Source organism: Xenorhabdus thailandensis (genome assembly GCF_037996785.1).
Taxonomy (GTDB): Bacteria; Pseudomonadota; Gammaproteobacteria; order Enterobacterales; family Enterobacteriaceae; genus Xenorhabdus; species Xenorhabdus griffiniae.
In genome coordinates, this window is the sequence record NZ_JBBMXF010000012.1 from 587,447 (window position 1) to 612,515 (window position 25,069).

Sequence of the window (25,069 nt, forward strand, 5' to 3'; positions counted from 1 at the left end):
ACATCACGATCCACTGACAAGTCCCATTATTTTCCAGGGGATTTGCCAGCGGGTTGAAATCTCTTAATGAAATGTTCGAGTTAAATTCCAATGCAACATTCTTCTTGTAAGAAGTTGATCAGGTTACCCAAATGCTGATAATCAGGTATACATACGATAGTACGGCTGTGTTTCTCCTGATGGATTAGCCCGACATTCACCATACGGTTGAGATGATGTGACAGCGTTGAAGGGGGAATACCTAGAGCTTTTTGAATGTCCCCTACCGAGGCTCCTTTATGGCCAGCCTTAACTAAAAACCGGAATATAGCTAATCGGTGATAATTCCCCAGTTCCGCCAGACTTGCTGCGACTTCTTCGTGTTTCATACGTGTCTCTGAACCCAAATTTCTATGTTTCTAGAAATATACTTGACAGGAATTGTAATGGCAATCTATCATCCGTATTATTTCTATAATACTAGAAATATAGATACATAAGGAGCAGGTATGCCTTCGCAATTACAAGAAACCCTAAATATGTTTGTCTTCCTTGCCATAGAGTTATCAGCCTTGTTTATTGGTATTAGTTTGTTGGTTGGTATTCTCCAGCGGCATATACCTCCATCTAAGGTAGAAGCGTTACTGAGTGCTAACCGGAAAAGGGGATATTTTCTTGCCGCTGTCCTCGGCGCTATCACTCCTTTTTGTAGTTGTTCGACTATTCCTATGTTGAAGGGGCTGATCCGTGCCAAAGCTGGTTTTGGTCCAATGATGGTATTCTTATTTTCTTCCCCGCTATTGAATCCCATCATCGTTGTATTGCTTGTTGCTACTTTTGGTCTGGGGCTAACCGCTATTTACGTACTATCTGCCTTTCTGATCTCATTGGGGGCCGGATGGTTGCTACAAGTATTGGGATTTGAACGTTATGTACGCTACGAAGAGACATCTGGTTGTGGAGTTTCTGGGAGTAGTTGCGACGTTAAACCAACAATATCAAACAGTTGTGAATCAATGACGGCTCCTTGTTGTTCTGCTACCCAAATGACCTCGCAATCTACAGGTTGTTGCGATAGCCAAACTACTAAAGTGGTTCGCCCAAAAAGTAAATATAGCGGTTTGTGGCAGGATGCTTGGGCAGATTTTAAGAACGTACTACCTTATTTATTCATTGGTATAGCAATAGGCAGTGTGATCTATGGCTATGTTCCGACTAGTCTGCTTGAAAAACATGCTGGATCGGATAATCCGTTTGCTATCCCAGTTGCTGCTGTAATTGGAATACCACTGTATCTTCGCGCCGAAGCTTTGATACCGCTTTCAGCCGCTTTGATGACAAAAGGTGTCAGTGCTGGCGCGATTCTGGCGTTAATTATCGGTGGTGCTGGCGCCAGCCTGACTGAGCTGATTTTATTACGTTCCCTATTCACATTTAAGCTTTTGGCTGCCTTTGTCGCAGTTATCCTTGCGATGGCAATGATCGCAGGTTACGCAGCTTTACTCTTTTTCTGAATGTTCATCCAATAAACGTATCAGGTCGATCATTATTAGAGTTATACCAACCTAACTTCAAGATGCGTGTGATTTCTCCCCGCGAAGCGGGGAGAAATCAGGTTTCATATCGTGTCGTAAATTGCAACTTGAAGCTTAATGCGTATATGTCAGGACTAAGATTGGGTTTTATTAGAGGTTATAGGAATAGAATGATGAAAATCAAAGAACAACAATTATCTCAGCGAGTTGAAAATGTACAAAACTATTATGGTACAACGCTTTCGAGCAAAGAAGACCTGGTAACTAATGTTTGTACTGTAGATAAACCACCTTCTGATGAGATCAAAGCCATACTAAAGATAGTCCATCCAGATGTGCAGCAGCGTTTTTATGGCTGCGGTACTCCTTTTCCTCCTTTGTTGACGGGAGCAACTGTGTTGGATTTAGGTTGTGGTAGTGGGAGAGATTGTTTCATTTTATCTAAGTTGGTAGGGCCAGAAGGAAATGTCATTGGTGTGGATACGACTCTTGAGCAAATTGAATTTGCCAAGAGTTACGTCGAATATCACCGAGAAGCCTATGGTTACAACAAAAGTAATGTACATTTTATACACGGTAATATTGAGTCCTTGGATCTACTCAATTTACCGCCGAATAGTGTCGATGTCATAGTCTCCAATTGTGTCATTAACCTGGCGACTGCAAAATCTGATGTGCTTCAGGGAATGGCTCAATTGCTCAAACCTGGTGGAGAAATTTATTTTGCTGATATTTTTTCTGATCGTAGACTTTCCCAAGAATTGAAAAATGATCCCTTGCTGATTGGAGAATGTATTGGTGATGTATTGTATTACGGCGATTTTGTACGAATAGCGCGTGATGCAGGTTTTCGGGATATACGAATTGTTGCAAGTCATTTAAAAACTATTTGTAACAAATCCATTGAAGAAAAACTGGGGAATGCAAGGCTGTATTCAATGACTCTCAGGTTATTCAAGATTGAGCTAGAAGATAGTTGTGAAGATTATGGTCAAGCTGCCATATACAAAGGTAATCTCCCTGGTGCTCCCACTCATTTTATGTTTGATCAAGAACAGGTATTTGAAACAGGGAAAGTGGTGCCAATATGTCGAAATACAGCAGATATTATTTGCAAAAGCCGATACCACAGCTTGTTTAGTGTGGTAGGTGAAGGTCGTACACACTATGGCGTTTTTAACGGTAAAACTACGCTAAGTAAATTTGCCGCCTCAGTTGATCCCATATATGCATTAAGCAGTTGTGGTTGCTAAAGCGAGACCTTATATTTCTTTTCCCGCAGCGCGGGACACGCATCTTAAAGTTGGATTGGTATGATCGGACAACTAGCAGTCACTTCGTACATGTATATATAGCGTGGTGAAGTGGCTGCTACTTTTCAAGATCTCAATTCCAGTATTGAAAATTACTTTTTGGCTGAGTGCCGTTGCTGCAATTGACGAATGATACTACTGAGGTCGAGCTTTTGATCCTGGAGTAAAACCAGCAGATGATAGAGCAAATCTGCGGCTTCGTTGGTCAGCTCTTCCCGATCATTGACTGTGGCGGCTAACGCGGTTTCGACGCCTTCTTCGCCAACCTTCTGGGCGATGCGTTTTGTGCCACTGGCATATAAGCGAGCAGTATAAGAACTGTCTGGCGAGGCATGTTTTCGGCTTGCCAATAATTGTTCCAATTCATAGAGAAAACCCCATTCGGTTTGTGCAGGCGCAAAACAGCTTTCACTGCCTGTATGACAGGTAGGACCAATAGGCTCTACTAAGGCTAACAAAGTATCGTTGTCACAGTCGGGATAGATACCGACCAAATTCAGAAAATGGCCGGAGCTTTCGCCTTTTGTCCATAATCGCTGTTTAGTACGGGAAAAAAGGTCACTTTGCCAGAGTTGAGCGTGACATTTAGCGCTTCCTGATCCATGTATCCCAGCATTAACACGGTTCCAGAGATGGCGTGTTGAACAATGACGGGCATCAGATTATCCACTTTTTTCCAATCCAGTTTCTCTATTTCCTGGGTTGTTAATTGTCGTTCTGTCAACATGTCCTAACCTCGATGCCCTGTGTAGCAAGATATTGTTTGAGTTCGTTGATATTAATGATCTGTTTGTGGAAAACGGAGGCAGCCAAAGCGCCATCAACATTTGCAAGCTGAAAAGCATCGCGGAAGTGTTCTGGTGCTCCTGCTCCTCCAGAAGCAATCAGTGGTACAGAACAGACATCACGCACTAATTTTAGTTGGGTAAGATCATAACCATTGCGGACACCATCTTGATTCATCATATTCAGGACGATTTCACCAGCGCCGCGTTGTTGCACTTCTTTGATCCAATCCAATGTTTGCCAGCGGGTTGCGGTTGTACGCTTTTCATCCCCGGTAAATTGGTAGACTTGGTAATTGTTGGTATTTTCATCAAACCATGTATCAATACCCACGACAACACATTGCACACCATAGCGATCAGCCAAGCGGCTAATTAAACTTGGATCAACCAAGGCTGGGGAGTTAATGGAAATTTTATCTGCACCGAATGCTAAAATTTGTCCCGCCTCTTCGACGGATTTAATGCCACCTGCTACGCAGAAAGGGATATCGATAACTTCAGCAATTTTTGCCACCCAGCTTTTATCTACCACGCGACCATCGGAAGAGGCGGTAATATCGTAAAACACCAACTCATCAGCGCCTTCTTGGGCATAGCGTTGAGCGAGCGGGACAATATCACCAATAATTTCATGGTTACGGAATTGTACGCCTTTGACGACTTGTCCATCACGGACATCCAGGCATGGAATTATGCGTTTTGCCAACATTGGATAGCCTCCGTCAGGGTAAATTTTCCTTCCAGTAGTGCGCGTCCGACAATGACACCTGCCACACCAGAAGCAGGTAGGGAAGAGATATCAGTGAGACTGCCAATGCCGCCGGAAGCCTGAAATTGGATTTGTGGATATTTGTGGCTGATTTCCTGATAAAGCGCAATATTAGAGCCAGTTAATGTGCCATCACGGGAAATGTCAGTACATAAAACATGTTTTAGTCCGACAGGGAGATACTGCTCAATGACATACTCAAGGGTAGCGTTGCTGTTTTCTTGCCAGCCACTAATAGCGATTTGTTTTACCCCATCTGCATTGATGCGAACATCCAGTGCCAGCACAATGGCTTCTGCCCCGTAGTTTCGCAACCATTGTTTGACTAATTCAGGCTGTGTAATTGCTGTGGAACCAATAACAACCCGGCTTGCACCTGCTTCAAGCAGGGTTGTTATATCTTCCTCTGAACGAATACCCCCGCCAACTTGAACGGGAACAGTAACGCCAGCCAGTAGCTCTTTTAAGAGGGTAATTTGGCGTTTGGCAGGATCTTTGGCACCGGTTAGATCGACTAAATGCAGTAACTTAGCGCCTTCCTGTTCATATTGCTGTAAGCGTGAGAGTGGAGAACTGCCATAATCTCGACGTTGGTCATAATCTCCTTGATGCAAACGCACCACATTGCCATCGATTAAATCTAATGCAGGTATAATCATGCGGTTACATCTCCAAAAAGTTTTTTAGTAGTTGTACGCCTGCTGCCCCTGAACGTTCAGGGTGGAATTGCACCCCAAAGAAATTATCTTTTGCAATGGCGCTACTAAATGTATTGCCATATTCAGTTTGAGCAATCGTATATTCACCGACAGGCAGGGCATAACTGTGAACAAAATAGAAACGGGAATTATTTGCGATAGAACGAAACAGTGGATTATCTGTCTGCGCTTTTACCTGATTCCAGCCCATATGTGGCAATGGCAAATCTGCGGTCACCATTTTTTTGACGGGGGCGTCAATGAGCTGCAAGAGAGGGATGTTATCACCTTCTTCGCTGATTCGGGCCAGCAATTGCATGCCAAGACAGATACCTAATACGGGTTGGGTAAGCGAATTAATCAAGGGAATTAATTGTCGTTGTTCAAGTTGTTTCATTGCGGCAGTCGCCGTACCCACTCCCGGTAGAAATAGTTTATCGGCTGCCTGAACAATATCCGCATCTAAACTCACCGTCGGCTCATAACCTAACCGGCGGATGGCATAGGCAACGGAAGCGAGGTTAGCGCAGCCTGTATCTAGAATAACAACGTTCATCATAGTTTCCTTTACACCTTTCCTATAAAACACCTTTGGAACTCGGCAAAATATCGCCCTCTACGCGAATAGCTTGACGTAACGTTCGGCCAAACACTTTAAACAGGCTTTCTGCCCGATGGTGATCATTCTTGCCTTTAGTTTTCAGGTGTAAGGTGCATCCCATTGTGTAAGAGAGAGAACGGAAAAAATGCTCGATCATTTCTGTACTCAAATCACCAACCCGTTGGTGTTTAAATTCAGCTTTATATTCAAGATGTGGGCGACCGGAAATATCCAGGGCACAGCGAGCAAGGCATTCATCCATTGGTAGCATAAAACCAAATCTGGCAATACCGCGTTTATCCCCCAGTGCTTGCTTTAAAGCTTCTCCCAGTGCGAGGCCGGTATCTTCAACAGTATGATGATCGTCAATATAGAGATCACCCTTGACTTGGATATTCATGCGGAAGCCGCCATGAGTTGCGATCTGATCCAGCATATGGTCGAAAAAACCGACGCCCGTATTGATACGACTTTCTCCTTCACGATCCAACCAAATTTCAATATTGATAGCGGTCTCTTTGGTTTTTCTTTCAACATGGGCATGGCGATCTTTACGGGTCAGTTGTTGACAAATGATCGGCCATCCTAGTGATTCGGGTTGGTAGCGAATGCCCTTGATCCCCATATTTTGGGCTAATTGTAGATCGGTTTCCCGATCACCGATGACGTAACTGTTGTCAGTATCAATGGCATTGTCTGCCAAATATTTTTGTACCAACCCAAGTTTAGGCTTACGGCAGTGACAGTGATCTTCTGGTTTGTGTGGGCAGATCAACACCTCTTCAAAATGGATACCTTGTGAAGTGAAAACTTGCATCATCAAGGCATGAGGTGGCTCAAAATCCGTTTGTGGAAAACTAGCTGTACCTAACCCATCCTGATTAGTGATCATCACTAACTTATAATTGGCTTTTTGCAGGGCAAGTAAGGCAGGGATAACACCAGCTTCAAAAGCCAATTTATCAAGGCGATCAACTTGATAATCACTGGGTGGTTCGGTGATCAATGTTCCATCGCGGTCAATAAAAAGCATTTTCTGGCTCATGGATTTTCAGTTTCCTTGATTTGTTGAGGTTGGTCGGAAAGTGCACTAATGGCACGAATCAGTTGTTCACATTCATTCCGGTTGCCGACGGTAATGCGCAGGCAATTTGTTAATCCTGGTTGTTTACGCTGGTCACGCAAGATGATCCCTTGTTCCCATAGCGTCTTAAATACAAGCTCTGCATCGGTAAATTTCACCAAAATATAGTTGGTTTCACTTGGAAATACGTTTTCAACCAACGCCAGTTTACTGAGGGTCTGCTGGAGATAAGCCCGATTGTTGATGATCTCTGCCACACGATTTCTCATTGTTGCAATGCCTGCTTTCGTAAGTGCTTGTGCCGCGATATCAGCAACAGGCGTCGCCAGTGGATAAGGGGCAATCACTTTTAGCATCAGTGCGATGATATCGGCAGAGGCCAGCGTAAATCCACAACGTAATCCAGCCAAAGCAAAAGCTTTCGAGAGAGTTCGCAAAATAACTAAGTGAGGATAGTCATGTAGCCAACGGGTGGTAGCATGGGTAGTTGTATATTGTGGGTAAAATTCGATATAGGCTTCATCAATAGCAACGATGGCACGGTTACGGGCTAATTCAAGGATCTGGCGTAATGCCGCAGGATCAATCAGGTTGCCTGTCGGATTGTTGGGGCTACAGATATAGATTAGCTTGACGCGATCCAGATTATTTTTGATAGCGGCAATATCTGGTTGCCAGTCGGCACTGGCAGGAATTTTTTTCTGTTCTACACCGAAAGTTTCGGCGCTAACACTGTACATACCATAGGTTGGTGGGCAAAACAGGACCGCATCGCGCCCTGGCTCGCAGAAAACGCGGATCAGCAGTTCGATAGATTCATCGGCTCCACGGCTGACAAGAACTTGCTCCGGTTGCAGGCCAGCATAATCGGCATAACGTTGAATGACGGTTGCTGGTTGGCATTCAGGATAGCGATTGAGTGTATTTTCGGTGAGTTGGAAATCGGGGGCGATGGGATACTCATTCGCATTTAACCAAACATCACCACGACCACCCAGACGGCGGGCAGACATATAAGGGACTAATTTGCGAACGTTTTCTCTTGCCAATGAATTGATATCAAAAACTGTACTCATGATTGTTCCTTAATTTTTTATGGCTATCAAACCCCGTGGTTCTCAGTCTGCATTATTCAAGACTGCCATACGTAATGTAACGGCATTTTTGTGCGCGATAAGTTGTTCGGCCTGTGCCAGTGTTTCGATAGTGGGGGCGAGTTTTTTTAATCCTTGTGGCGTGATCCGTTGGACGGTCATTCTTTTCAGGAAATCAGCCAGACCGAGACTGGAATAGGTTGAAGTATAGCCGTAGGTAGGCAGAACGTGATTGGTGCCAGAAGCGTAATCTCCGGCAGATTCAGGCGACCAGTCGCCAAGAAAAATAGAACCGGCGTTGGTAATCTGCTCAACCAGTTGTTCAGGCTGACGAGTTTGGATGATCAAGTGTTCTGGACCATATTGGTTGCTGATTGCGACGCACTGGTCGAGATCTTGCGTAATAATTATCCGGCTGGTTTGCAAGGCTTGAATTGCGATCTGCTGGCGTGGCAAGGCTATGAGTTGGGCTTCAATTTCATGGATAACTTTTTTAGCTAAATTTTCATCGGGAGTTAGCAATATCACTTGGGAATCGGGGCCGTGTTCTGCCTGTGAAAGTAGATCTGCTGCGGTAAATACGGGATTGGCTCCGCTGTCAGCGATAACCAATACTTCGGACGGGCCTGCGGGCATATCGATTGCCGCGCCGTCAAGCTGTTGGCTAACCTGAAGTTTGGCCTCTGTTACCCACGCATTTCCGGGACCAAAAATTTTGTCTACTTTGGCAACGGATTCTGTTCCGAATGCCATTGCGGCAATCGCCTGAGCACCACCGATTTGAAATATTTCGCTGATCCCGCAGAGTTGCGCAGCATAGAGTATTTCATCGGCAATAGGGGGAGGAGAACACAAGATAACTTTACGGCAACCTGCAATGTTGGCGGGCGTACCTAACATTAATACGGTTGAGGGCAGGGGAGCAGATCCGCCAGGAATATAGAGTCCAACCGAATCTATTGGGCGTGTAACTTGTTGGCAGCGAACTCCGGGCAATGTTTCGACGTCAATTTCTGCCGGTTTTTGTGCTTCGTGGAATTGCCGGATATTGTTCATAGCCTGTTGCATAGCTTGCTTAATTTCTGGGGCAGACGAGCGGCGGCTGCATCCACTTCGTTGGCAGAAATTCGGATGGTTTCAACAATGGTTTTGTCGAAGCGTTGGCTAAGCTCTTGTAATGCTTGGTCGCCTCGTGTTTTCACGGTTGCCAAAATCTGTTTCACTGTATCGGCAATATCGTCGGATGCGGCAATAGCCGGACGGGTCAGCAATATTTTTTGTTGTTCTGGCGTACATGCTTGCCAGCGAATGATGGTTTTAAAATTAGTGTTCATCAAAGTTACTCCATCATTTTTTCAATTGGCAGCACCAGAATAGAACTGGCACCTAATGCCTTGAGTTTTTCCATCGTTTCCCAGAACAGGGTTTCACTACTGACCATATGCATGGCTACGCGATTTTGGGCGCCTGCCAGCGGCAAGATCGTGGGACGTTCTGCACCTGGCAGCAGGGAGATAATCTCTTCCAACTTATCGTTGGGGGCATGTAGCATGATGTATTTGGATTCTCGTGCCTGAATGACGCCTTGGATACGGAGCATCAGTTTGTCAATAAGCTGCTGTTTGGCTTCTGATATCTCTCCGTCACGTTGGATCAAACAGGCTTTTGACCGATAAATAACCTCAACTTCCCGTAAACCATTGGCTTCCAACGTGGCACCTGTGGAAACTAAATCACAGATAGCGTCTGCAAGCCCTGCACGGGGGGCAACTTCGACTGAACCATTGAGAAGACAGGGTTTAAAGAAAATGCCTTTTTGGTCGAAATAGCGTTTCAATAAGTGTGGATAGGAGGTTGCGATACGGGCATCTTGCAGGCATTCCACGTTGGTATAATCGCAATCGAAAGGCATTGCCAGGGAAAGCCTGCAATCGCCAAAATCGAGGCGGCGTAATATCAGATAGCGAGGATCTTCTCCTTGTGCCTGGCGAGTCAGTAGCTCTTCTTCAAGCACGTTTGCCCCAATAATGCCCAGATCGACAACTCCATCCATCACGAGGCCCGGAATATCATCATCACGGACACGTAGAATGTCGATAGGCATATTTTCAGCGAATGCGATCAGGCGCTGTTGCTGTAAGTTAATTTTGATACCGCAACTCGCCAACAATGTTCTGGAGTCATCGCTCAGACGGCCTGATTTTTGAATAGCGATACGTAAGCGTGTTTTATCTAGCATATTGTGTTTTGTCCTATTTCAAGGTTCAGTTAGTCATTAATTTTTAAAAATCAGAAACAAAAAACCCCCGGAAGATCTTCCGAGGGTTTTTTATCGTACTCATTCCACCGGAAGACGGGTTAAATGTCTTCCAGCACACAACAACCTGAAAGACTAGTCAGGATGATGATGATGATGGTTAAACTGAATACGGTTCATATATGCGAATTCTCTATTTTTCTTACAAAAAAAGTTTTATACAAAAATATGCTGTACTGAATAATGGCGGTACGTAACGTTATGTTTGTGACTAAGGATTGGTTGCTTGTTGTTTAACCTATACGATCTTGTGTATAAAAAGCAAACTTTATTTTAAAGGAGATGTTTGTTTCTTAATAACTCATTGTTTTTAAATAAAAATGTGTTTTGTTGCTATTAAACGAATATATGAGTAATGTTAGCCGTGGTTATGTAATAGCCTAAAAATCAAAATGGCATTGCTTTTGGGAGGGTAGGATGAGAAAAGTTTCCATTATTGGATTAGGGTGGTTAGGAATGCCATTGGCACAAGCACTACAAAGCGAGGGAATGCAGGTAGTTGGTAGCAAAACAACACCAGATGGTGTTGAAGCGGCGTGTATGTGTGGAATAGATTGTTACCAACTAAATTTGGAGCCTCAGCTTGTTTGCGATGCAGATGATCTTGATCAGCTGATGTCTGTTGATGTGCTGGTTTTGACATTGCCTGTTAGTGGTGTTGCTGGTGGCGGGAAGGAGTATGTAAAAGCAGTACAACTGGTTGTTGATACTGCACTTTCGTATTTCGTTCCACGGATTATTTTCACCAGTTCGACTTCAGTTTATGGTTCATCTGTGGGTTATCTCAATGAAGATGAGGCTGTGTCCCCCGAAACTGAGTCAGCCAAGGCACTGGTGGAATTGGAAAACTGGCTGCATCAATTACCTAATACATCGATCGATATCTTGCGTCTTGCCGGACTGGTGGGCAATGGGCGTCATGCAGGGCGTTTTCTTGCTGGAAGGAAGGCACTCAGTGGAGGAGAAAGTGCGGTCAATTTGGTACATCAAGACGATGCTATTTCTGCCATTAAGCTTCTTATTCAACAACCACAAGGCGGGCATCTTTTTAATTTGTGTGCACCAATACATCCAAAAAGAGCTGAGTTTTATCAGTCAGCCAGTCGCCAGCTCGATCTGACGCCGCCAGAATTTTTACAGTCAGAAAACGCAGAAATCGAAAGTAAGGCAGAGAAAATCGTTGATGGTAGCCGCATCTGTCGGGAACTAGGATTTGAGTATCAGTTCCCAGATCCCGGCAGAATGCCAATGAGTTAATGAAATACCAGGTAAACCCTCAGTTTATTTCTATCATAACAATTTTTCTGAAAGCGGGTCTTTCGGTCAACAATTGATACCAGCGTTCTAAGTTTGGCAGGGATGGGCGCTCTATTTCTACGTTTAGCCATAAGTAGGCCAGTGGCGCCAGGGCAATATCAGCCATACTAAATTTGTTGCCGGAAAGGTATTGCTGAGTGCTTAGAGTGTCATCGACAATTCTTAGCCATTTTTCAATCTCTGCTAACAGTTGGCTGATGATTTTAGGGTCACGTTGATCTGCCGGTGTTCTGACAAAGTTGATCATAAATTGTTTAATCGGAGGGAAGAAGTTGCAACCAACCCAATCCATCCATTTTTCAACACTGGCTCTTTCTTGAAGATCGGCGGGGTAAAGCGTGTCTTTGCCGAATTTCGCCGCAATATAGCGAACAATCGCGTTGGATTCCCATAAGATAAAATCGCCTTCTTGCAAACAAGGAATAACTGCATTGGGATTCATACGCAGGTATTCAGGATCGTTGAGTTTGCCAAATTTGCCACCAACATCCATTTGTTGATATGGCACATTTAGCTCTTCCAGACACCAAAGCACTTTTTTCACGTTTGATGAATTTTTACGGCCCCAAATTGTCAACATCATTTTTTCCTTAATGTCAGTATGTTTTTAACGATTGATAATATGACAATAAAACTAGTTGAATAACAGAAAAATCTTTACGTTATTGGGTTGGAGTCTTCTTTCATAACATCCTATATTAATAGGGCTTTAGTAGAGAAAAAGGGCGAACGATGATGAAAAAAAGACAGCAGATATCGATAATTAAATCTTTTACTTTTGGCCTGGGTTTTTTTTGGTTAGCGAGTGTCAATGTATACTCAATGGAGCAGCCCACAACACCTGAAATTGATGCAAAAGCCTATGTGTTGATGGATTATGCCAGTGGAAAAATCCTGGCCTCAAATAACGCAGATGAGCGGTTAGACCCCGCCAGTTTGACAAAAATAATGACCAGTTATGTTGTCGGGCAGGCAATCAAATCAGGGAAAATTTCCATAGAAGATATGGTAACTGTTGGTAAAGATGCCTGGGCTACAGGTAATCCAATACTTCAGGGATCATCGTTGATGTTTTTGAAACCGGGTGACAGAGTTAAGGTGATTGATCTGAACCGCGGTGTGGTCATCCAATCAGGTAATGATGCCAGTATTGCACTCGCGGATTATGTCGCAGGCAGCCAAGATGTTTTCGTTGATTTGATGAATAAGTACTCAGAAACACTAAAATTGACGAACACTCATTTCAAGACAGTACATGGTTTGGATGCCGCAGGGCAGTATAGTACTGCCCGTGATATGGCACTTTTAAGTCAGGCAATGATCCGTGATGTACCAGAAGAATATGCCTTGAATAAAGAAAAAGAGTTCACTTTTAACAACATCCGACAGCCTAATCGCAATCGCTTGTTGTGGAATAAAAACATGAATGTGGATGGTGTCAAAACCGGACACACCAGCGGTGCAGGCTATAATCTTGTTGCATCGGCAACTGAAGGGCCAATGCGTCTGATTTCAGTGATATTGGGCGCTCCTAGTGATCGCATACGTTTTTCTGACAGTGAAAAACTTTTGTCATGGGGATTTCGTTTTTATGAATCAGCGACACTGTTAAAGGCCAGTGATACTTTGGTGACGGAGAAAGTATGGTATGGGACTCGACCAGAAGTTGCATTGGGAGTGGAAAAAGATGCGTCCGTGATAGTTCCTCGTGGACAAGTCGGGAATTTGAAAGCGAGCTTTACCCTAGATAATACCTCGCTTGAGGCACCATTAGCTCAGAACCAAGTGGTGGGTACGGTGAACTTTCTATTGAACGATAAAGTCATTGACCAGCGTCCGCTGGTTGTTAAAGAAGCAGTGGAAGAAAGTGGTTTTTTGGGGCGTATGTGGGATTTCGTTGTAAAAACGGTTATTGGTTGGTTTAACTCGATCTTTGGTTAACCTGTACTGATTAACATCTAAAATGAAAAAATGCCAGTCGATTTTTTGATGACTGGCATTTTTTAGGTGCTACTGCCGAAAAAAGTAGCTCATGGATTTTGATTACATAACTGAGTAAATTGCCGCTGAAATAGCAATTGAGCCGGTCACAATGACAAAAATATTGCTTGGTTTACCTGCATATTTGCGCATAGCCGGAACCTTTTTGATTGCATACATTGGCATGATAAACAGGATCATCGCAATAACAGGTCCACCCAGTGACTCAATGATATTGAGGATGCTTGGGTTAAGTGTAGCGACAAGCCAAGCACTTAGCAGCATAAAGAGGCTAGTGATACGATTCAGCGTTTTATGCTGAATAGTCTTGCCACTCGTGTTTATCATTGCTTTGTTCACAATACCGTTAAAACCTTCACGGGCACCCAGGTAATGGCCGAGGAAAGACTTGGTAATGGCAATAAAAGCGATAAACGGAGCAATATATTCAATAACTGGTACACGGAAATGGTTAGCCAGATAGGACAGAATAGTGATGTTCTGTGCTTTTGCTTCTGCCAGGTTTTCCGGTGATAAGCTCAGTACGCAACTGAAAACAAAGAACATGACTGTCAGCACCATCATGATATGAGCATAGGCCAGAATGCGTGAACATTTTTTCTCTGCGTGTTCACCATATTCTTCACGCTTTGCAACTGCGAATGCTGAGATGATTGGGGAATGGTTAAAGGAGAAGACCATAACAGGGATCGCCAACCACAGAGTAAATAGCAAACCATTATTGCTTGTCGCAGATAAGGTACTATCTTGCGACAGGCTATCAAAGATAGCAGTGTTCCAGTGAGGGATTAAGTACAAGGCTAACAGCATCAAAACGGTGACGAATGGGAATACCAATACACTCATAGCCTTAACGATGGCTTTCTCACCAAAACGGATGATGCTCATCACACCCAGAAGCAATACCAATGCCAGCAATGCACGTGGTGGAGCATCTATCTGTAGCTGATTGACAATAAAGCTCTCTACTGTATTGGTCAGTGCAACACTGTACACGAGCAGAATAGGATAGATAGCAAAAAAATAGAGGACGGTGATCAGAAAGCCCGCAACTTTACCAAAATGTTCTTCTACCACGCCGGTGATATCGTCACCACTGCTTTTACCAGATAAAACAAAACGGCACATTCCACGATGTGCAAAAAATGTCATGGGAAGGGCAAGAATTGCCATGATAATGAGTGGAATTAAACCACCAATACCTGCATTGATGGGAAGAAACAAAACGCCGGCACCAATCGCTGTGCCATATAATCCGAGCATCCATACTGTGTCTGATTTACGCCAGGTAGTGTGATTGCTTTTGCTGGAAGCAGAGGATGCTATCGAACCTGCTTGAGATGTGTCCATAAGTATCTCCGAAATAACGCGGTAAAGTAAAATTTAAAAACTACTAAACCCGTACATTAATTAAATGCACGAGTTGGATTTTTATATGAATAATAAGTTGCCTGAAATATGTTCATTTAAAACAAAGGATCTTCAACTCATCAGCTTTGTCTAAATCCAAAAAACTTAACCCCTGACTTTTGGTAGGGGAAATATAGTTATTTTCAGTGAAATGTACCGTGATCACTCTCGCAATTGCAAGATTTATATAAAAAAGGAAAATTGTTACAGATATTTATCTAAATGTTGAATAAATATTAAATAAAATAAAATGCGATTTTTGTTAAAGAATATATCATTATTTTTATTTTAAATTCTAATACCTATCTGACTTATCCCTTAATAATGTTCACATATTAATAAAGTTTTCTTTTTTCGTGTTTGAATAAGCCTGGAATTGAACTATAAATGCCAATATTTCTATCTTGATATATCTCTATTTATAGCTTAATTTTCATTAACTTTTTGATAAATAATATAAATTTTTTTGCATAAAATATGGAGTTTATTTGTTGAATGAAAATGTGTTTAGTATTGATTATGCTTTAATAAGAGTTTTATAGATAATCAAGTGTTGTGTGTGAAATTTGTTCTTTAACTCTGTGTTAATGAAGAAATGGTAATCATTTTATAGTTATGTATTGTTAAATATAACGAAGGATTTCATTCTGGTATTTAAAACCACTTATGGAGAGTAGAATAAATGTTTAAAAAATTTCTTGAACAAAATAACCCCATATTTTCTTTATGGTTATTGATTGTGGCCAGCCATATAGAATATATGGCTGGTGTATATTTAGATTTGATTAACTTTTTACCCATCCTTTTCTGATAAAAAATGCGCAGCAGAATTGGTAGAGCCGAGTGAGTTTGTTTTGTAAATATTCTCCATATTGGCTCCAGAAGATTTGGGAAAAAGCACAGCCTAATAGGCTTACTAAAAATGCACCAACCATGTCAATTGGCCAGTGAACGCCTACATAGACACGAGACCAAGCAATGGAACAGGCGATGGCCATCAGGCATAAACCTGACCAAACGCGGTGCCAAAATATAAATGCCAGAGCAAAAGTAAAGACGGCTGTGCCGTGGTTACTGGGAAAAGATTCTGTGGGAGCATGGTAGAGAAAATTATGGCCAAAACCTTCAACAAATGGCCGTGCATGTGGAACCATCACCCCGATGATATAGGAGATCGCCATGCCAAAAGCAAAAGCAATGCAAGATTTACTGACAACGACGCGTTGAGATGTGATGGCTCTTTCTTTTCCCCATAGCCAGCAAATGGCCAATGTAATGGGATAAATCAGTACGCAATATTTCGCTATAAAGATAGCAAGCGAAATCATTGTTGGTGATGAATCTGGAGTTGCATTGATAAAAGTAAACAGATTGTGGTTAAGTTGTTCTAGCAAAGTAAGCCTCACAAGCGAAATATTTACGTAAGCAGGGTAATTTTATTTTATCAACTTATTGTTAACAAATTTTTTTTACATAAAAAATGATTACATTGATTCATAATTTTATTTAATGCTCGTTGATGTTGCATGTGTAAATAATATAGAGATCATAATAGTAATGGAAGATAACCACTATCTTGTAACTAACTAGTGACTAACAAAAAACCCGATAGTCTTTAACCAAAGTGGATGACTATCGGGCTCCTCAATATGGGGACATCAAAGAAAAGCAGTGGCAATAATTAAGACTGCATTATGATGTGAAAGTTCTCATCCTCGAGAAAAAAATCGAAAAATTTTTCAGGAAGGTGGGATTTTTTCGAAGAGCAATGTATGGTTAAGGCACCCGCTATTCAGCAGGAGAAGGGTTTCCAGCTGGATAGCGGTTTTTTTGACGGCTGATTTTTTTAACTAATTATAGGGTTCAATTACTTGTATAGTTCCAGATTTTCTTTGGCATAAGCTTCAAAATCCGTACAGCCACCAATATGTTTTTCGTCAATGAAGATCTGGGGAACAGTTTCAACAGGTTTACCTACCGTTTTTGATAAGTCGTTTTTGGTGATATTTTCAGCCCAGATATCGACGTAGCGATAATCAAAGTCGTCACGCTCTTTTTTTAGTTTCTCAGCGAGTTCTTCAGCTCGAACGCAGTAAGGACAACCAGGGCGACCAAAAATGACAGTGTACATATAAACTCCTTAGTGGTAATGATCATGAACATTCATAAAATGTCATCTGGGGTTACTATGCCTGCAAGTATTAACAAAAAAAAGCAGGAATTGCCTTTTGTTGTAATTAGTCCTGCCGATAAACGGAATTCAGGTATGATAGGCTTATTGAGTAACGGAAAGTCTGTTTTTAGGCTGAACAGGTTAGAAGAATAAAAATGATCCCATCAAAAGAGATGCGCTCATTGGCTGACATGCCTAAGTTAGTCATTTTATTGGAAGTATTGGGAATCGGGCTATTGATTCTGGCTTACTTGTCAATCACTGATAGCATAATTTTATCACCTTTATTAATGACGACGGAAGCACACATTGCTATGATTTTATTGGGTATCGGTTGCTTGATTCCAGCAGCTATCCATATTATCTGGCGTGCAGTCTATAATCTTTCCTTTTTGGGAATTGATCATAAGAAAGCGGATAAAAACCATCAGATTGTCACTGATGATGAAAAAACAAAATAGGTTAATTATTGTACGCATGGCTACTTGCTGAAGAGTTTTCTTAGGTAGCACATGTGTAACTTCTCGGTCATATGAGGTTAATTCGATGGATTCTATGGTTATTCCCGATTTGTCAATTTTGCGTACGTGGCTTGAACAGCTCAAAATTTCTTATTTTGAGAATGATTCAGGCTCAGTCTTGCATTTGCCTCATATGCAGAATATCGATGGCTTGTTTGATGCTAAGCTCGACCTGTTGGGTGATGTAGTATTGTTTTCTGCTTTGGCTGAAGTCAGGCCAACTGCGATAATTCCATTGGTTGCTAATTTGAGTCAGGTTAATGCGTGTTCTCTTACTGTGAAAGCATTTATTGATATTCAGGATGAAAGTTTACCTAAGTTGATTGTTTGTCAGGCTTTCCCTATTGCTGCCGGAATGACTTTCAGACAATTTTCCAATTTTATACAGCAGGGTGAAGAGCAAATTGCAAATGTGATTTTTGAAATTCACAGCAATAATCTTCTCTATGTCAATCATGATATGGAAAATGAGAGAGAAGATGAAGTTGAAGATGACGAGTCCTTAACTTCAACGAAAACATCAACATTTACTTTGCACTAATATTTTTTGATACGGTTTTTTTACGATGCAATGTGCGCAGTATACCGCGGGGCATTGTCACTCCTGCCAGTGGCTCGATAAGTCCTATTCACAGCAATTATATGATAAACAACAACATTTAAAGCAACTTTTACAGGAAGGGTTAGTAGTACATTGGTTGTCGCCAGTAAGTAGCAAAACAAGTGAGTTCCGTAATAAAGCCAAGATGGTAGTAAGTGGCAGTGTTGAGCGTCCATTGCTTGGTATGTTGCATCGTGATGGCAGAACGGTAGATCTTTGTGACTGTCCATTGTATCCAAAATACTTTCAGGCAGTATTTGTAGTCATAAAAACATTTATCGCCAAAGCCGGATTAGTTCCGTACAACGTTGAACGTAGGAAAGGGGAGTTAAAATATCTTCTTCTGACGGAAAGTCGTGCTAATGGCGAAATAATGCTGCGTTTTGTCTTGCGTTCGGAAACAAAGCTAGCCCAATTAGAGCGTGCTTTGCCTTGGCTAAAGGAACAATTGCCACAAGCAACAGTGATTTCCGCTAATATTCAGCCAACCCATATGGCGATCATGGAAGGTGAGAAGGAAATCATTTTTACCGAACGTAAGATGTTACAGGAAACTTTTAACGGTATTCCGTTATACATTCGCCCGCGTAGTTTTTTTCAGACCAATCCAGAGATTGCTTCAGCGCTGTATGCAACAGCGGGGCGCTGGGTTAGGGAACTAAACATTGACAGTATGTGGGATCTGTTTTGCGGTGCAGGCGGTTTTGGTTTGCATTGTGCAGATAAAAAGACCCGACTGACAGGGATTGAGATCAGTGCGGAAGCGATTAGTTGTGCCAAAAGTTCTGCCAAAAGCCTGGGGTTAGAACAGGTGGATTTTCAGGCATTGGATTCCACTCATTTTGCCCTTGATAAATCACAATTACCTGAGTTAGTGTTGGTAAATCCTCCTCGAAGAGGAATTGGTAAAGAGTTATGTGAATACCTTAGCCGGATGGCCCCTAAATTTGTTCTCTACTCGAGCTGTAATGCTCAGACGATGGCGAAAGATATTACTATGCTTAAACAATATCGAATAGAAAAAGTACAGTTATTCGATATGTTTCCTCATACCGAACATTATGAAACTTTGGCACTGTTAGTTCTCAATGTAAATTAGTGACTTTTTTATCGTGATTATCCCGTGATAATGATGGGTTATCACGGGCTGGAATGGTGAAATCAGATAATTAAGTATGAATGTTGATTAATGACGATGTTCAAATGATAAGGCCCGTTGTTCAATTATACGCATCAGAAGTGTCAAAAGGCCATTTATGCAAAGGTAAATAATACCCGCGGCAATAAATACCGTGGCATCATAACTACGCCCAAATTGAAGCTGGCTATATCCCATAATGTCTAATAAGGTGATTGTACTGGCCAGTGAGCTGCTTTTGAAAATCAGCACAACTTCATTGGAATAGGAAGAAAGTGCCCGTTTAAAAGCATAAGGTAACAAAATGCGCATAGAGTGCACTTTGGACATACCGAGAGCTTGGCAAGATTGCCATTGTCCGGCAGGAATTGCTTTGACAGCCCCATAAAATAGCTGGGTTGAATAAGCTGCACTATTCAACGTAAGTGTAACCATTGCACATAGCCACGGCTCTGACATAAGTTGCCATAACCACGGATATTCTTTGAGTGTTGGAAATTGCCCCGGCCCATAGTAGATCAAGAAAAACTGAACAAGGAGTGGGGTTCCGGTAAATAGTGTGATATAGCCTCTTACCAATTGAGAAAGTACAGGTAACTTCATTGTCAGGATCATGGTCAAGACAATGGAGAGCGTGAATGCCGCCAGTAATGCTGAGAAAGTCAAACTGAGACTGGTTTGCAAGCCAGGTAAAATTTCCTTGATATATTCAATCATCATGAGGCACTCCCTTCAAAATGGGTGGCGCGCATTTCAAGCTGTTTGAGAATAAATTGGCTGATTAATGTGATTACCAGATAAATCACAGCAACAATTATGTACCATGTGAACGGCTCTTGAGTTCGAGTTGCGATACTTTTGGTTTGTAACATCAGATCATTAACGCTGATCAATGAAACTAGGGCAGTATCTTTTAATAAAACTAGCCATTGATTACCAAGCCCTGGCAGGGCATGGCGCCACATTTGAGGCATAATCAAGCGAAAAAAGATGCGACTTTGGCTTAACCCCAGCGCTTGCCCAGCTTCCCATTGCCCTATGGGGACGGCTTTTAGTGCTCCCCGTAGTGTTTGTGAAGCATAAGCAGAATAGAGCAGAGATAGGGCAATAACCCCGCACAGAAAAGGACTGACATCAAAGTTATCAATTTCCATCTGTATTCTAAAGTGCCAGACAATGAGATTGATATCAAAACCGTCCGATAATGTAATGAGGAGTTGGGAACTGCCAAAATAGATGAAGAGAACAACTAAAATTTCAGGCAATCCCCGAACTAAGGTAACCCAGCAGGAACCTAAAAAAGCAATAGGTTTCCAGCGAATAGATTCCCACGCAGCCAAAAACATCGCCAGAACTAAGCCGACGATAAGCGAAGAAATGGCAAGGCCGACAGTAATTCCGGCGGCATTGATTAAAGAGAGAAATTCATTCATTGGGATTGAGTTTATTGTTTAAACCATTTTTTGTAGATGGTATCGTAAGTACCGTCTTGTTTAACTTCTGTTAATGCTCTGTTCAGCTTATCTAGCAACTCAGTATTACCTTTGCGGACTGCAATACCTAAACCGACACCAAAGTAATTTTTGTCTGTCACCTTTTCGCCAACCGTGCTGAGTTCTTGATTCTTTTTTAGCCATTCATTGACGACGGCAGTATCACCGAACAACGCATCAATACGGCCATTTTTTAAATCAAGGATCGCATTTTGGTAGCTGTCATAAGGTACGGTTTTCAGCTCCTTATGTTGCTCCATCAAATATTTCTGGTGTGTAGTGCCATTCTGGGTACCTATTTGTTTACCTTTGAGATCGGCAACCTGAGCAAATTTTCCTTTAATGGCAACGAAAATGGCAGAGTTATCATAATATGTTTGGGTGAAATCAACTTGTTTTTGGCGGTCTGGTGTGATGTCGATACCCGCCATCAAAACATCAACACGGCGGAATTTTAAGCTGGGAATAAGGCTATCGAAAGCTTGGTTGGTAAATGTACATTCTGCGTTGAGCTTTATACATATGGCATTTGCTAAATCGACATCGAATCCTTGAATCTTATTGTTTGCATCAATAAATTCAAATGGAGGGTAAGTTGCTTCCGTCGCAAAACGGAGAGTTGCTTTCTCTGTTGCGGTTGCTGATAAGGTCACTGCACTCAATAAAGCTGCAAACAATATTTTTTTCATAGCAATATCCTGTTGTTGATGAATTTTATGGTTGATAACTGCTTTGATGTTTGTTTTGTAATAGATTATCGATATATCTACTTCATCTTTGAAAATGCTATCTTACGGAAATGTAGTAGCTTGAAATCTACCAGGTTAACAGATCCAATATGGTATTTTAGTGTGACAAATAGTGAGCAAAGGCTTTTGTTTGAGGACGCATAAAATGAGTAGCGTCACCTTTTTCGATAATGCGTCCTTGTTCCATGTATACAACTTGACTTGCTGTTTTGCGAGCAAATTCCACTTCATGAGTCACTATAACCTGAGTGATACCGGTTTCTGCCAGCTCTTTGATAATGCCAATGACTTGAGAGGTGATTTCGGGATCGAGTGCAGCAGTAGGTTCATCAAACAATAAAACTTGAGGCTCCATCATTAATGCACGTGCAATGGCAACTCGTTGTTGTTGCCCGCCGGAAAGGTGCAGTGGAAAACGGTTGGTAAATTCGTCTAAACGAAGTCGGGAAAGGAGTTTTGTCGCTTTTTCCCGTGCTTGTTGTTTGGATTGCTTCAATACTCGGCAAGGCGCTTCAATCAAATTATCCATCACAGTTAAGTGTGGCCACAGATTGTATTGTTGGAAGACCATGCCAACTTTTTGCCGCAATGCGAGAATTTCTTTGTGGTTAGGTTGCTGTTTGAAATCAAATTGGTGTGTTGCCACATTGAGTAGCCCGGAACGAGGTTGCTCCAGTAAATTCAAAACACGTAGCAAAGAACTCTTTCCAGCCCCACTGGGCCCTAGCAACACCACAGTTTCTCCCGATGTACATTCAAAACTGATGTCAAATAGAGCCTGGTGTGAGCCATAGAAACAATTTATGTTTTTTAATTGAATGCTCATGCGAAAAATATGAATAGTTAATTGATTGGTATGATATTAATCTCATAAGCATAACTATGCAATGATGTCTGCATAAAATTGTTATTTTAATCAAATTGGTAAGTTAACTAATCAATTTTTCAGTGTTTTTTAGATCTTTTTTACGCTTTATATTCGTTGGGTAGATTAATTTTTATATTGAAAATTTTTTTATTCAGTTTATGCATTAAACCAGGATAGGCTTTATTGCATAAACAATTTACTGAGTAAACAATGCAATGAATAAAGGGGTCAATAAACTCAATATAAAACCATGAACGATGGCTGCTGGTACAATACTGATACCACCACAGCGTTGTAAGATCGGTAAGGTAAAATCAATTGAAGCCGCTCCGGTTAAACCCAATGCGGTTGAACGGTAGCGATTTATTAGCATGGGAATAAGCATAATGGATGCCAATTCACGAGCTAAGTCATTGAAAAATGCAGTACTCCCAAGCACAGGCCCATAAGCATCGGAAATTAAAATGCCGGAAAGGGAATACCAACCGTATCCTGATGCGATAGCAAGACCCGTTTTAATCGGTAATTCCAACAAAAATGCAGCCAGTACGCCACCTAGCAAAGAACTTATGGCAACCACTATGGCAATAATCATACCACGGCGATTCAGCAGGGTTTGCTTTAGGCTCATACCGTTATTGCGCAGTTGAATGCCAACTAGAAATAGTAAAAAAATCAGGGCAATTTCGCTGGCTCGGCTAGCAAGATGAAACCCTGACCAGCCTGTTAGTCCAATAATAAATCCCAATACTAATGCGCCACATAATTTGATGGAATCCAGAGCTATATGTAATCGGGAAGGGGGTTTTTCTTGTTTATGTGCATTAATAATCCACGGATCTCGTTTATCCAAGAGGAAAAGCGCTAGCATATTAATTATAAAGGTGCACAAGAAGAATGTTATTGCATACAACAAGATGGAAAGTAAATGACTGCCCACGTTTTCCAGCATAGCAAGGGTGATACCCATCAAAATGAGAATGATATAGACCATGACATTGAGTAACTGGTGCACGAGGACTAGCATCGATTTATGATTCAGATGAATAAGGTAGCCCAGAGTCAAAGGTAGGAGAATAATTAATAATCCTGAATACATGATCCACATCCTTATCCAATAAAAAAACGTCTTTTATCTAATCTTAATAAGAAAAACTAGTCACAAAGGCTAATAAATATACGGAAACAAAAATTTTACATTAAAATAACAAGTAGGATAAAGGGAAGTATACTGAAAATCAACGCATTTTAATTCTCCCATCACCTTCAAAAGGAATATTTTCTAGGGTTGTTTGGTGGCGAGAGGTCGTTAATTGAACTTGATTTTGTCTGCCTACATTGATTTTTTTTAGAGAATAAATATCTGAAAGTTTTCTTATTAGAAATATCCCATTGATAGGATTTGTTTATGTCTTATACAGTAAAGTGCAAGTGAAGTAATTAGATAGCATATTTTAATAGTGGGTATTTGTTGATGAAACTTCTTTCTACCAAGTATCGCTGGATTGGGGCTGGGCTTATTCTCATAGCTATCGCCTCTGTATGGTCTTATTTTTTCTATCCGTCGAAGCCTATCACATATCAGACGAGTGCAGTGATAAAGGGAGATTTTGGAAGAAATGTTTTGGTAGTGGGTAAATTGGATGCGGTCAGTAAAGTTGACGTAGGGGCTCAAGTTAGTGGTCAGTTGAAAGAGCTCTATGTGAAATTAGGGGATAAGGTCAAGCAAGGCCAATTATTGGCTTTGATTGATCCACAGACTGCGAAAAATGCGGTAGAGGAAATTCAGGAAACAGCAAAATCACTGGAGGCTAATCTTCGTGGGGCGCAGGCTGAATTAAAACTTGCACAGCTTAAAGTAAATCGCCTGAGACATTTGTTTAAATTACGTTTAACGTCCCATCAAGAATTGGATTCCAACATAACAGATATGCAGTCTAAGGCTGCCAGAATTGACGACTTGGCAGCGCAAATTAAGCAAAATAAAGCCAAACTTGATACGGCAAAAACAAATTTACAATATACCAGAATTACTGCCCCAATAGAGGGCATAGTGACAGATATTAAAACATTCCAGGGGCAAACCGTGATTGCTGCACAGCAAGCGCCGACCATCCTGACACTCGCAAATCTCGATACTATGATTGTTAATGCAGAAGTATCGGAGGCTGATGTTATTAATTTAGAACCAGGTCAGAAAGTCTCATTTACTATCTTAGGAGCACCAGGAAGGCAATTTCACAGTGTTTTGAAAGACATTCTACCAACACCGCAAGCTGTGAATAACGCTATTTTCTACTATGCCCGCTTTGAAGTACCTAATCCCGAACATATTTTGCGTTTGCAGATGACTGCACAAATAAAAATAGAGCTTCAAACTCTGCATAATGTCTTGATGATCCCAATTTCAGCTTTGGAAGTCTCTACTCACCAATATACATCCTCAACTCAGTATGTACCTTCTACGCAATATGAAGTGAGTGTTTTGCATAATGGCAAAGCAGAAAAACGTAAAATCACGATAGGAGCTTTTGATAACACTAATGTCCAGGTGCTCTCTGGACTGAAAGAAAACGAACGTGTGATCACCAATCTCAGTGATAGTAGTGTAGAGGAATAA

At 41.7% G+C, this 25,069-nt stretch carries 25 protein-coding genes, 2 pseudogenes and 1 other annotated feature; of the genes and pseudogenes, 8 read left to right on the forward strand and 19 right to left on the reverse strand.

Annotated elements, in window-relative coordinates; all coding sequences use genetic code 11:
• Window positions 1-80: 80 nt before the first annotated feature.
• Window positions 81-368 carry an ArsR/SmtB family transcription factor gene (locus AAC853_RS12925; protein WP_340614788.1) on the reverse strand — a complete coding sequence of 96 codons (288 nt, stop codon included), beginning with the start codon at window positions 366-368 and terminating at the stop codon, window positions 81-83.
• A 120-nt stretch (window positions 369-488) separates the two neighbouring features.
• On the opposite strand from AAC853_RS12925, the gene AAC853_RS12930 reads away from it, so the two are divergent.
• Window positions 489-1,493: a permease gene (locus tag AAC853_RS12930; protein ID WP_338882783.1), complete on the forward strand. Its 1,005-nt coding sequence runs from the start codon at window positions 489-491 to the stop codon at window positions 1,491-1,493.
• 194 nt (window positions 1,494-1,687) lie between these two features.
• Window positions 1,688-2,767 (forward strand): methyltransferase domain-containing protein, encoded by a 1,080-nt coding sequence (locus AAC853_RS12935; RefSeq protein ID WP_340614789.1) that lies wholly within the window; start codon window positions 1,688-1,690, stop codon window positions 2,765-2,767.
• Between the two features lie 152 nt (window positions 2,768-2,919).
• Here AAC853_RS12935 and hisIE read toward each other — a convergent pair.
• The 9 genes and pseudogenes from hisIE to hisL all read right to left on the reverse strand — a co-directional run bounded on the left by hisIE (window position 2,920) and on the right by hisL (window position 10,298).
• A pseudogene (gene hisIE, locus AAC853_RS12940) lies at window positions 2,920-3,554 on the reverse strand (bifunctional phosphoribosyl-AMP cyclohydrolase/phosphoribosyl-ATP diphosphatase HisIE).
• Window positions 3,548-4,324: an imidazole glycerol phosphate synthase subunit HisF gene (hisF, locus tag AAC853_RS12945; protein WP_338803184.1), complete on the reverse strand. Its 777-nt coding sequence runs from the start codon at window positions 4,322-4,324 to the stop codon at window positions 3,548-3,550. Before hisF ends, hisIE begins: the two are co-directional and overlap by 7 nt.
• On the reverse strand, window positions 4,306-5,043 hold the full coding sequence (hisA, locus tag AAC853_RS12950; protein ID WP_338882780.1) for a 1-(5-phosphoribosyl)-5-[(5-phosphoribosylamino)methylideneamino]imidazole-4-carboxamide isomerase: 738 nt from the start codon (window positions 5,041-5,043) through the stop codon (window positions 4,306-4,308). The genes hisF and hisA overlap by 19 nt, the downstream gene beginning before the upstream one ends.
• 4 nt (window positions 5,044-5,047) lie before the next feature.
• Complete coding sequence (gene hisH, locus AAC853_RS12955; RefSeq protein WP_338882779.1) at window positions 5,048-5,638, reverse strand: imidazole glycerol phosphate synthase subunit HisH; 591 nt, start codon at window positions 5,636-5,638, stop codon at window positions 5,048-5,050.
• A gap of 22 nt (window positions 5,639-5,660) precedes the next feature.
• Complete coding sequence (gene hisB / locus AAC853_RS12960; RefSeq protein ID WP_338882778.1) at window positions 5,661-6,728, reverse strand: bifunctional histidinol-phosphatase/imidazoleglycerol-phosphate dehydratase HisB; 1,068 nt, start codon at window positions 6,726-6,728, stop codon at window positions 5,661-5,663.
• Window positions 6,725-7,843, reverse strand: a complete 1,119-nt coding sequence (gene hisC, locus AAC853_RS12965; RefSeq protein WP_340614790.1) for a histidinol-phosphate transaminase — start codon at window positions 7,841-7,843, stop codon at window positions 6,725-6,727. Before hisC ends, hisB begins: the two co-directional genes overlap by 4 nt.
• 42 nt (window positions 7,844-7,885) lie before the next feature.
• A pseudogene (gene hisD, locus AAC853_RS12970) lies at window positions 7,886-9,195 on the reverse strand (histidinol dehydrogenase).
• Window positions 9,196-9,200: 5 nt separating this feature from the next.
• Complete coding sequence (gene hisG, locus AAC853_RS12975; RefSeq protein WP_338882774.1) at window positions 9,201-10,100, reverse strand: ATP phosphoribosyltransferase; 900 nt, start codon at window positions 10,098-10,100, stop codon at window positions 9,201-9,203.
• 55 nt (window positions 10,101-10,155) lie between these two features.
• Window positions 10,156-10,278, reverse strand: a sequence feature (His leader region).
• Window positions 10,254-10,298 carry a his operon leader peptide gene (gene hisL, locus AAC853_RS12980; protein ID WP_141553992.1) on the reverse strand — a complete coding sequence of 15 codons (45 nt, stop codon included), beginning with the start codon at window positions 10,296-10,298 and terminating at the stop codon, window positions 10,254-10,256. Its footprint overlaps the feature before it by 25 nt.
• A gap of 297 nt (window positions 10,299-10,595) precedes the next feature.
• Between hisL and AAC853_RS12985 the strand changes: the two genes are divergently transcribed.
• The gene (locus AAC853_RS12985) at window positions 10,596-11,435 is read left to right on the forward strand and encodes an SDR family oxidoreductase (protein ID WP_340614791.1); all 840 of its coding nucleotides are present in this window, start codon (window positions 10,596-10,598) and stop codon (window positions 11,433-11,435) included.
• 19 nt (window positions 11,436-11,454) lie between these two features.
• Here AAC853_RS12985 and AAC853_RS12990 read toward each other — a convergent pair whose 3' ends face one another.
• Entirely contained in the window at window positions 11,455-12,075 is a 621-nt protein-coding gene (locus AAC853_RS12990; RefSeq protein ID WP_340614792.1) for a glutathione S-transferase family protein, read from the reverse strand.
• A 152-nt stretch (window positions 12,076-12,227) separates the two neighbouring features.
• Here AAC853_RS12990 and AAC853_RS12995 point away from each other — a divergent pair, with 152 nt between their 5' ends.
• Window positions 12,228-13,436, forward strand: coding sequence for a serine hydrolase (locus AAC853_RS12995; RefSeq protein WP_340614793.1), 1,209 nt, complete (start codon window positions 12,228-12,230; stop codon window positions 13,434-13,436).
• Between the two features lie 102 nt (window positions 13,437-13,538).
• Here AAC853_RS12995 and AAC853_RS13000 read toward each other — a convergent pair whose 3' ends face one another.
• The 3 genes from AAC853_RS13000 to AAC853_RS13010 form a co-directional block, all read right to left on the reverse strand.
• Window positions 13,539-14,846: an HAAAP family serine/threonine permease gene (locus tag AAC853_RS13000; protein WP_338882767.1), complete on the reverse strand. Its 1,308-nt coding sequence runs from the start codon at window positions 14,844-14,846 to the stop codon at window positions 13,539-13,541.
• A gap of 845 nt (window positions 14,847-15,691) precedes the next feature.
• Complete coding sequence (ybjG, locus tag AAC853_RS13005; protein WP_338882766.1) at window positions 15,692-16,300, reverse strand: undecaprenyl-diphosphate phosphatase; 609 nt, start codon at window positions 16,298-16,300, stop codon at window positions 15,692-15,694.
• A 473-nt stretch (window positions 16,301-16,773) separates the two neighbouring features.
• The gene (locus AAC853_RS13010; RefSeq protein WP_338882765.1) at window positions 16,774-17,037 is read right to left on the reverse strand and encodes a GrxA family glutaredoxin; all 264 of its coding nucleotides are present in this window, start codon (window positions 17,035-17,037) and stop codon (window positions 16,774-16,776) included.
• Window positions 17,038-17,228: 191 nt separating this feature from the next.
• Here AAC853_RS13010 and AAC853_RS13015 point away from each other — a divergent pair, with 191 nt between their 5' ends.
• From AAC853_RS13015 to rlmC, 3 genes are all read left to right on the forward strand, one after another.
• Complete coding sequence (locus AAC853_RS13015) at window positions 17,229-17,540, forward strand: YbjC family protein (RefSeq protein WP_422824222.1); 312 nt, start codon at window positions 17,229-17,231, stop codon at window positions 17,538-17,540.
• Between the two features lie 85 nt (window positions 17,541-17,625).
• Entirely contained in the window at window positions 17,626-18,141 is a 516-nt protein-coding gene (locus AAC853_RS13020; protein WP_340614794.1) for a type III secretion system chaperone family protein, read from the forward strand.
• A gap of 25 nt (window positions 18,142-18,166) precedes the next feature.
• Window positions 18,167-19,300, forward strand: a complete 1,134-nt coding sequence (rlmC, locus tag AAC853_RS13025) for a 23S rRNA (uracil(747)-C(5))-methyltransferase RlmC (RefSeq protein ID WP_338882762.1) — start codon at window positions 18,167-18,169, stop codon at window positions 19,298-19,300.
• Between the two features lie 87 nt (window positions 19,301-19,387).
• Here rlmC and artM read toward each other — a convergent pair whose 3' ends face one another.
• The 5 genes from artM to AAC853_RS13050 form a co-directional block, all read right to left on the reverse strand.
• Window positions 19,388-20,056 carry an arginine ABC transporter permease ArtM gene (artM, locus tag AAC853_RS13030; RefSeq protein ID WP_338885588.1) on the reverse strand — a complete coding sequence of 223 codons (669 nt, stop codon included), beginning with the start codon at window positions 20,054-20,056 and terminating at the stop codon, window positions 19,388-19,390.
• Entirely contained in the window at window positions 20,056-20,772 is a 717-nt protein-coding gene (gene artQ, locus AAC853_RS13035) for an arginine ABC transporter permease ArtQ (protein ID WP_338882760.1), read from the reverse strand. The genes artM and artQ overlap by 1 nt, the downstream gene beginning before the upstream one ends.
• Window positions 20,773-20,783: 11 nt before the next feature.
• Window positions 20,784-21,521, reverse strand: coding sequence for an arginine ABC transporter substrate-binding protein (gene artJ, locus AAC853_RS13040; RefSeq protein ID WP_338882758.1), 738 nt, complete (start codon window positions 21,519-21,521; stop codon window positions 20,784-20,786).
• A 157-nt stretch (window positions 21,522-21,678) separates the two neighbouring features.
• Entirely contained in the window at window positions 21,679-22,407 is a 729-nt protein-coding gene (artP, locus tag AAC853_RS13045; protein WP_338882756.1) for an arginine ABC transporter ATP-binding protein ArtP, read from the reverse strand.
• 238 nt (window positions 22,408-22,645) lie between these two features.
• Window positions 22,646-23,548, reverse strand: a complete 903-nt coding sequence (locus tag AAC853_RS13050; RefSeq protein WP_338882754.1) for a LysO family transporter — start codon at window positions 23,546-23,548, stop codon at window positions 22,646-22,648.
• 375 nt (window positions 23,549-23,923) lie between these two features.
• On the opposite strand from AAC853_RS13050, the gene macA reads away from it, so the two are divergent.
• Window positions 23,924-25,069, forward strand: coding sequence for a macrolide transporter subunit MacA (gene macA / locus AAC853_RS13055; RefSeq protein WP_338882753.1), 1,146 nt, complete (start codon window positions 23,924-23,926; stop codon window positions 25,067-25,069).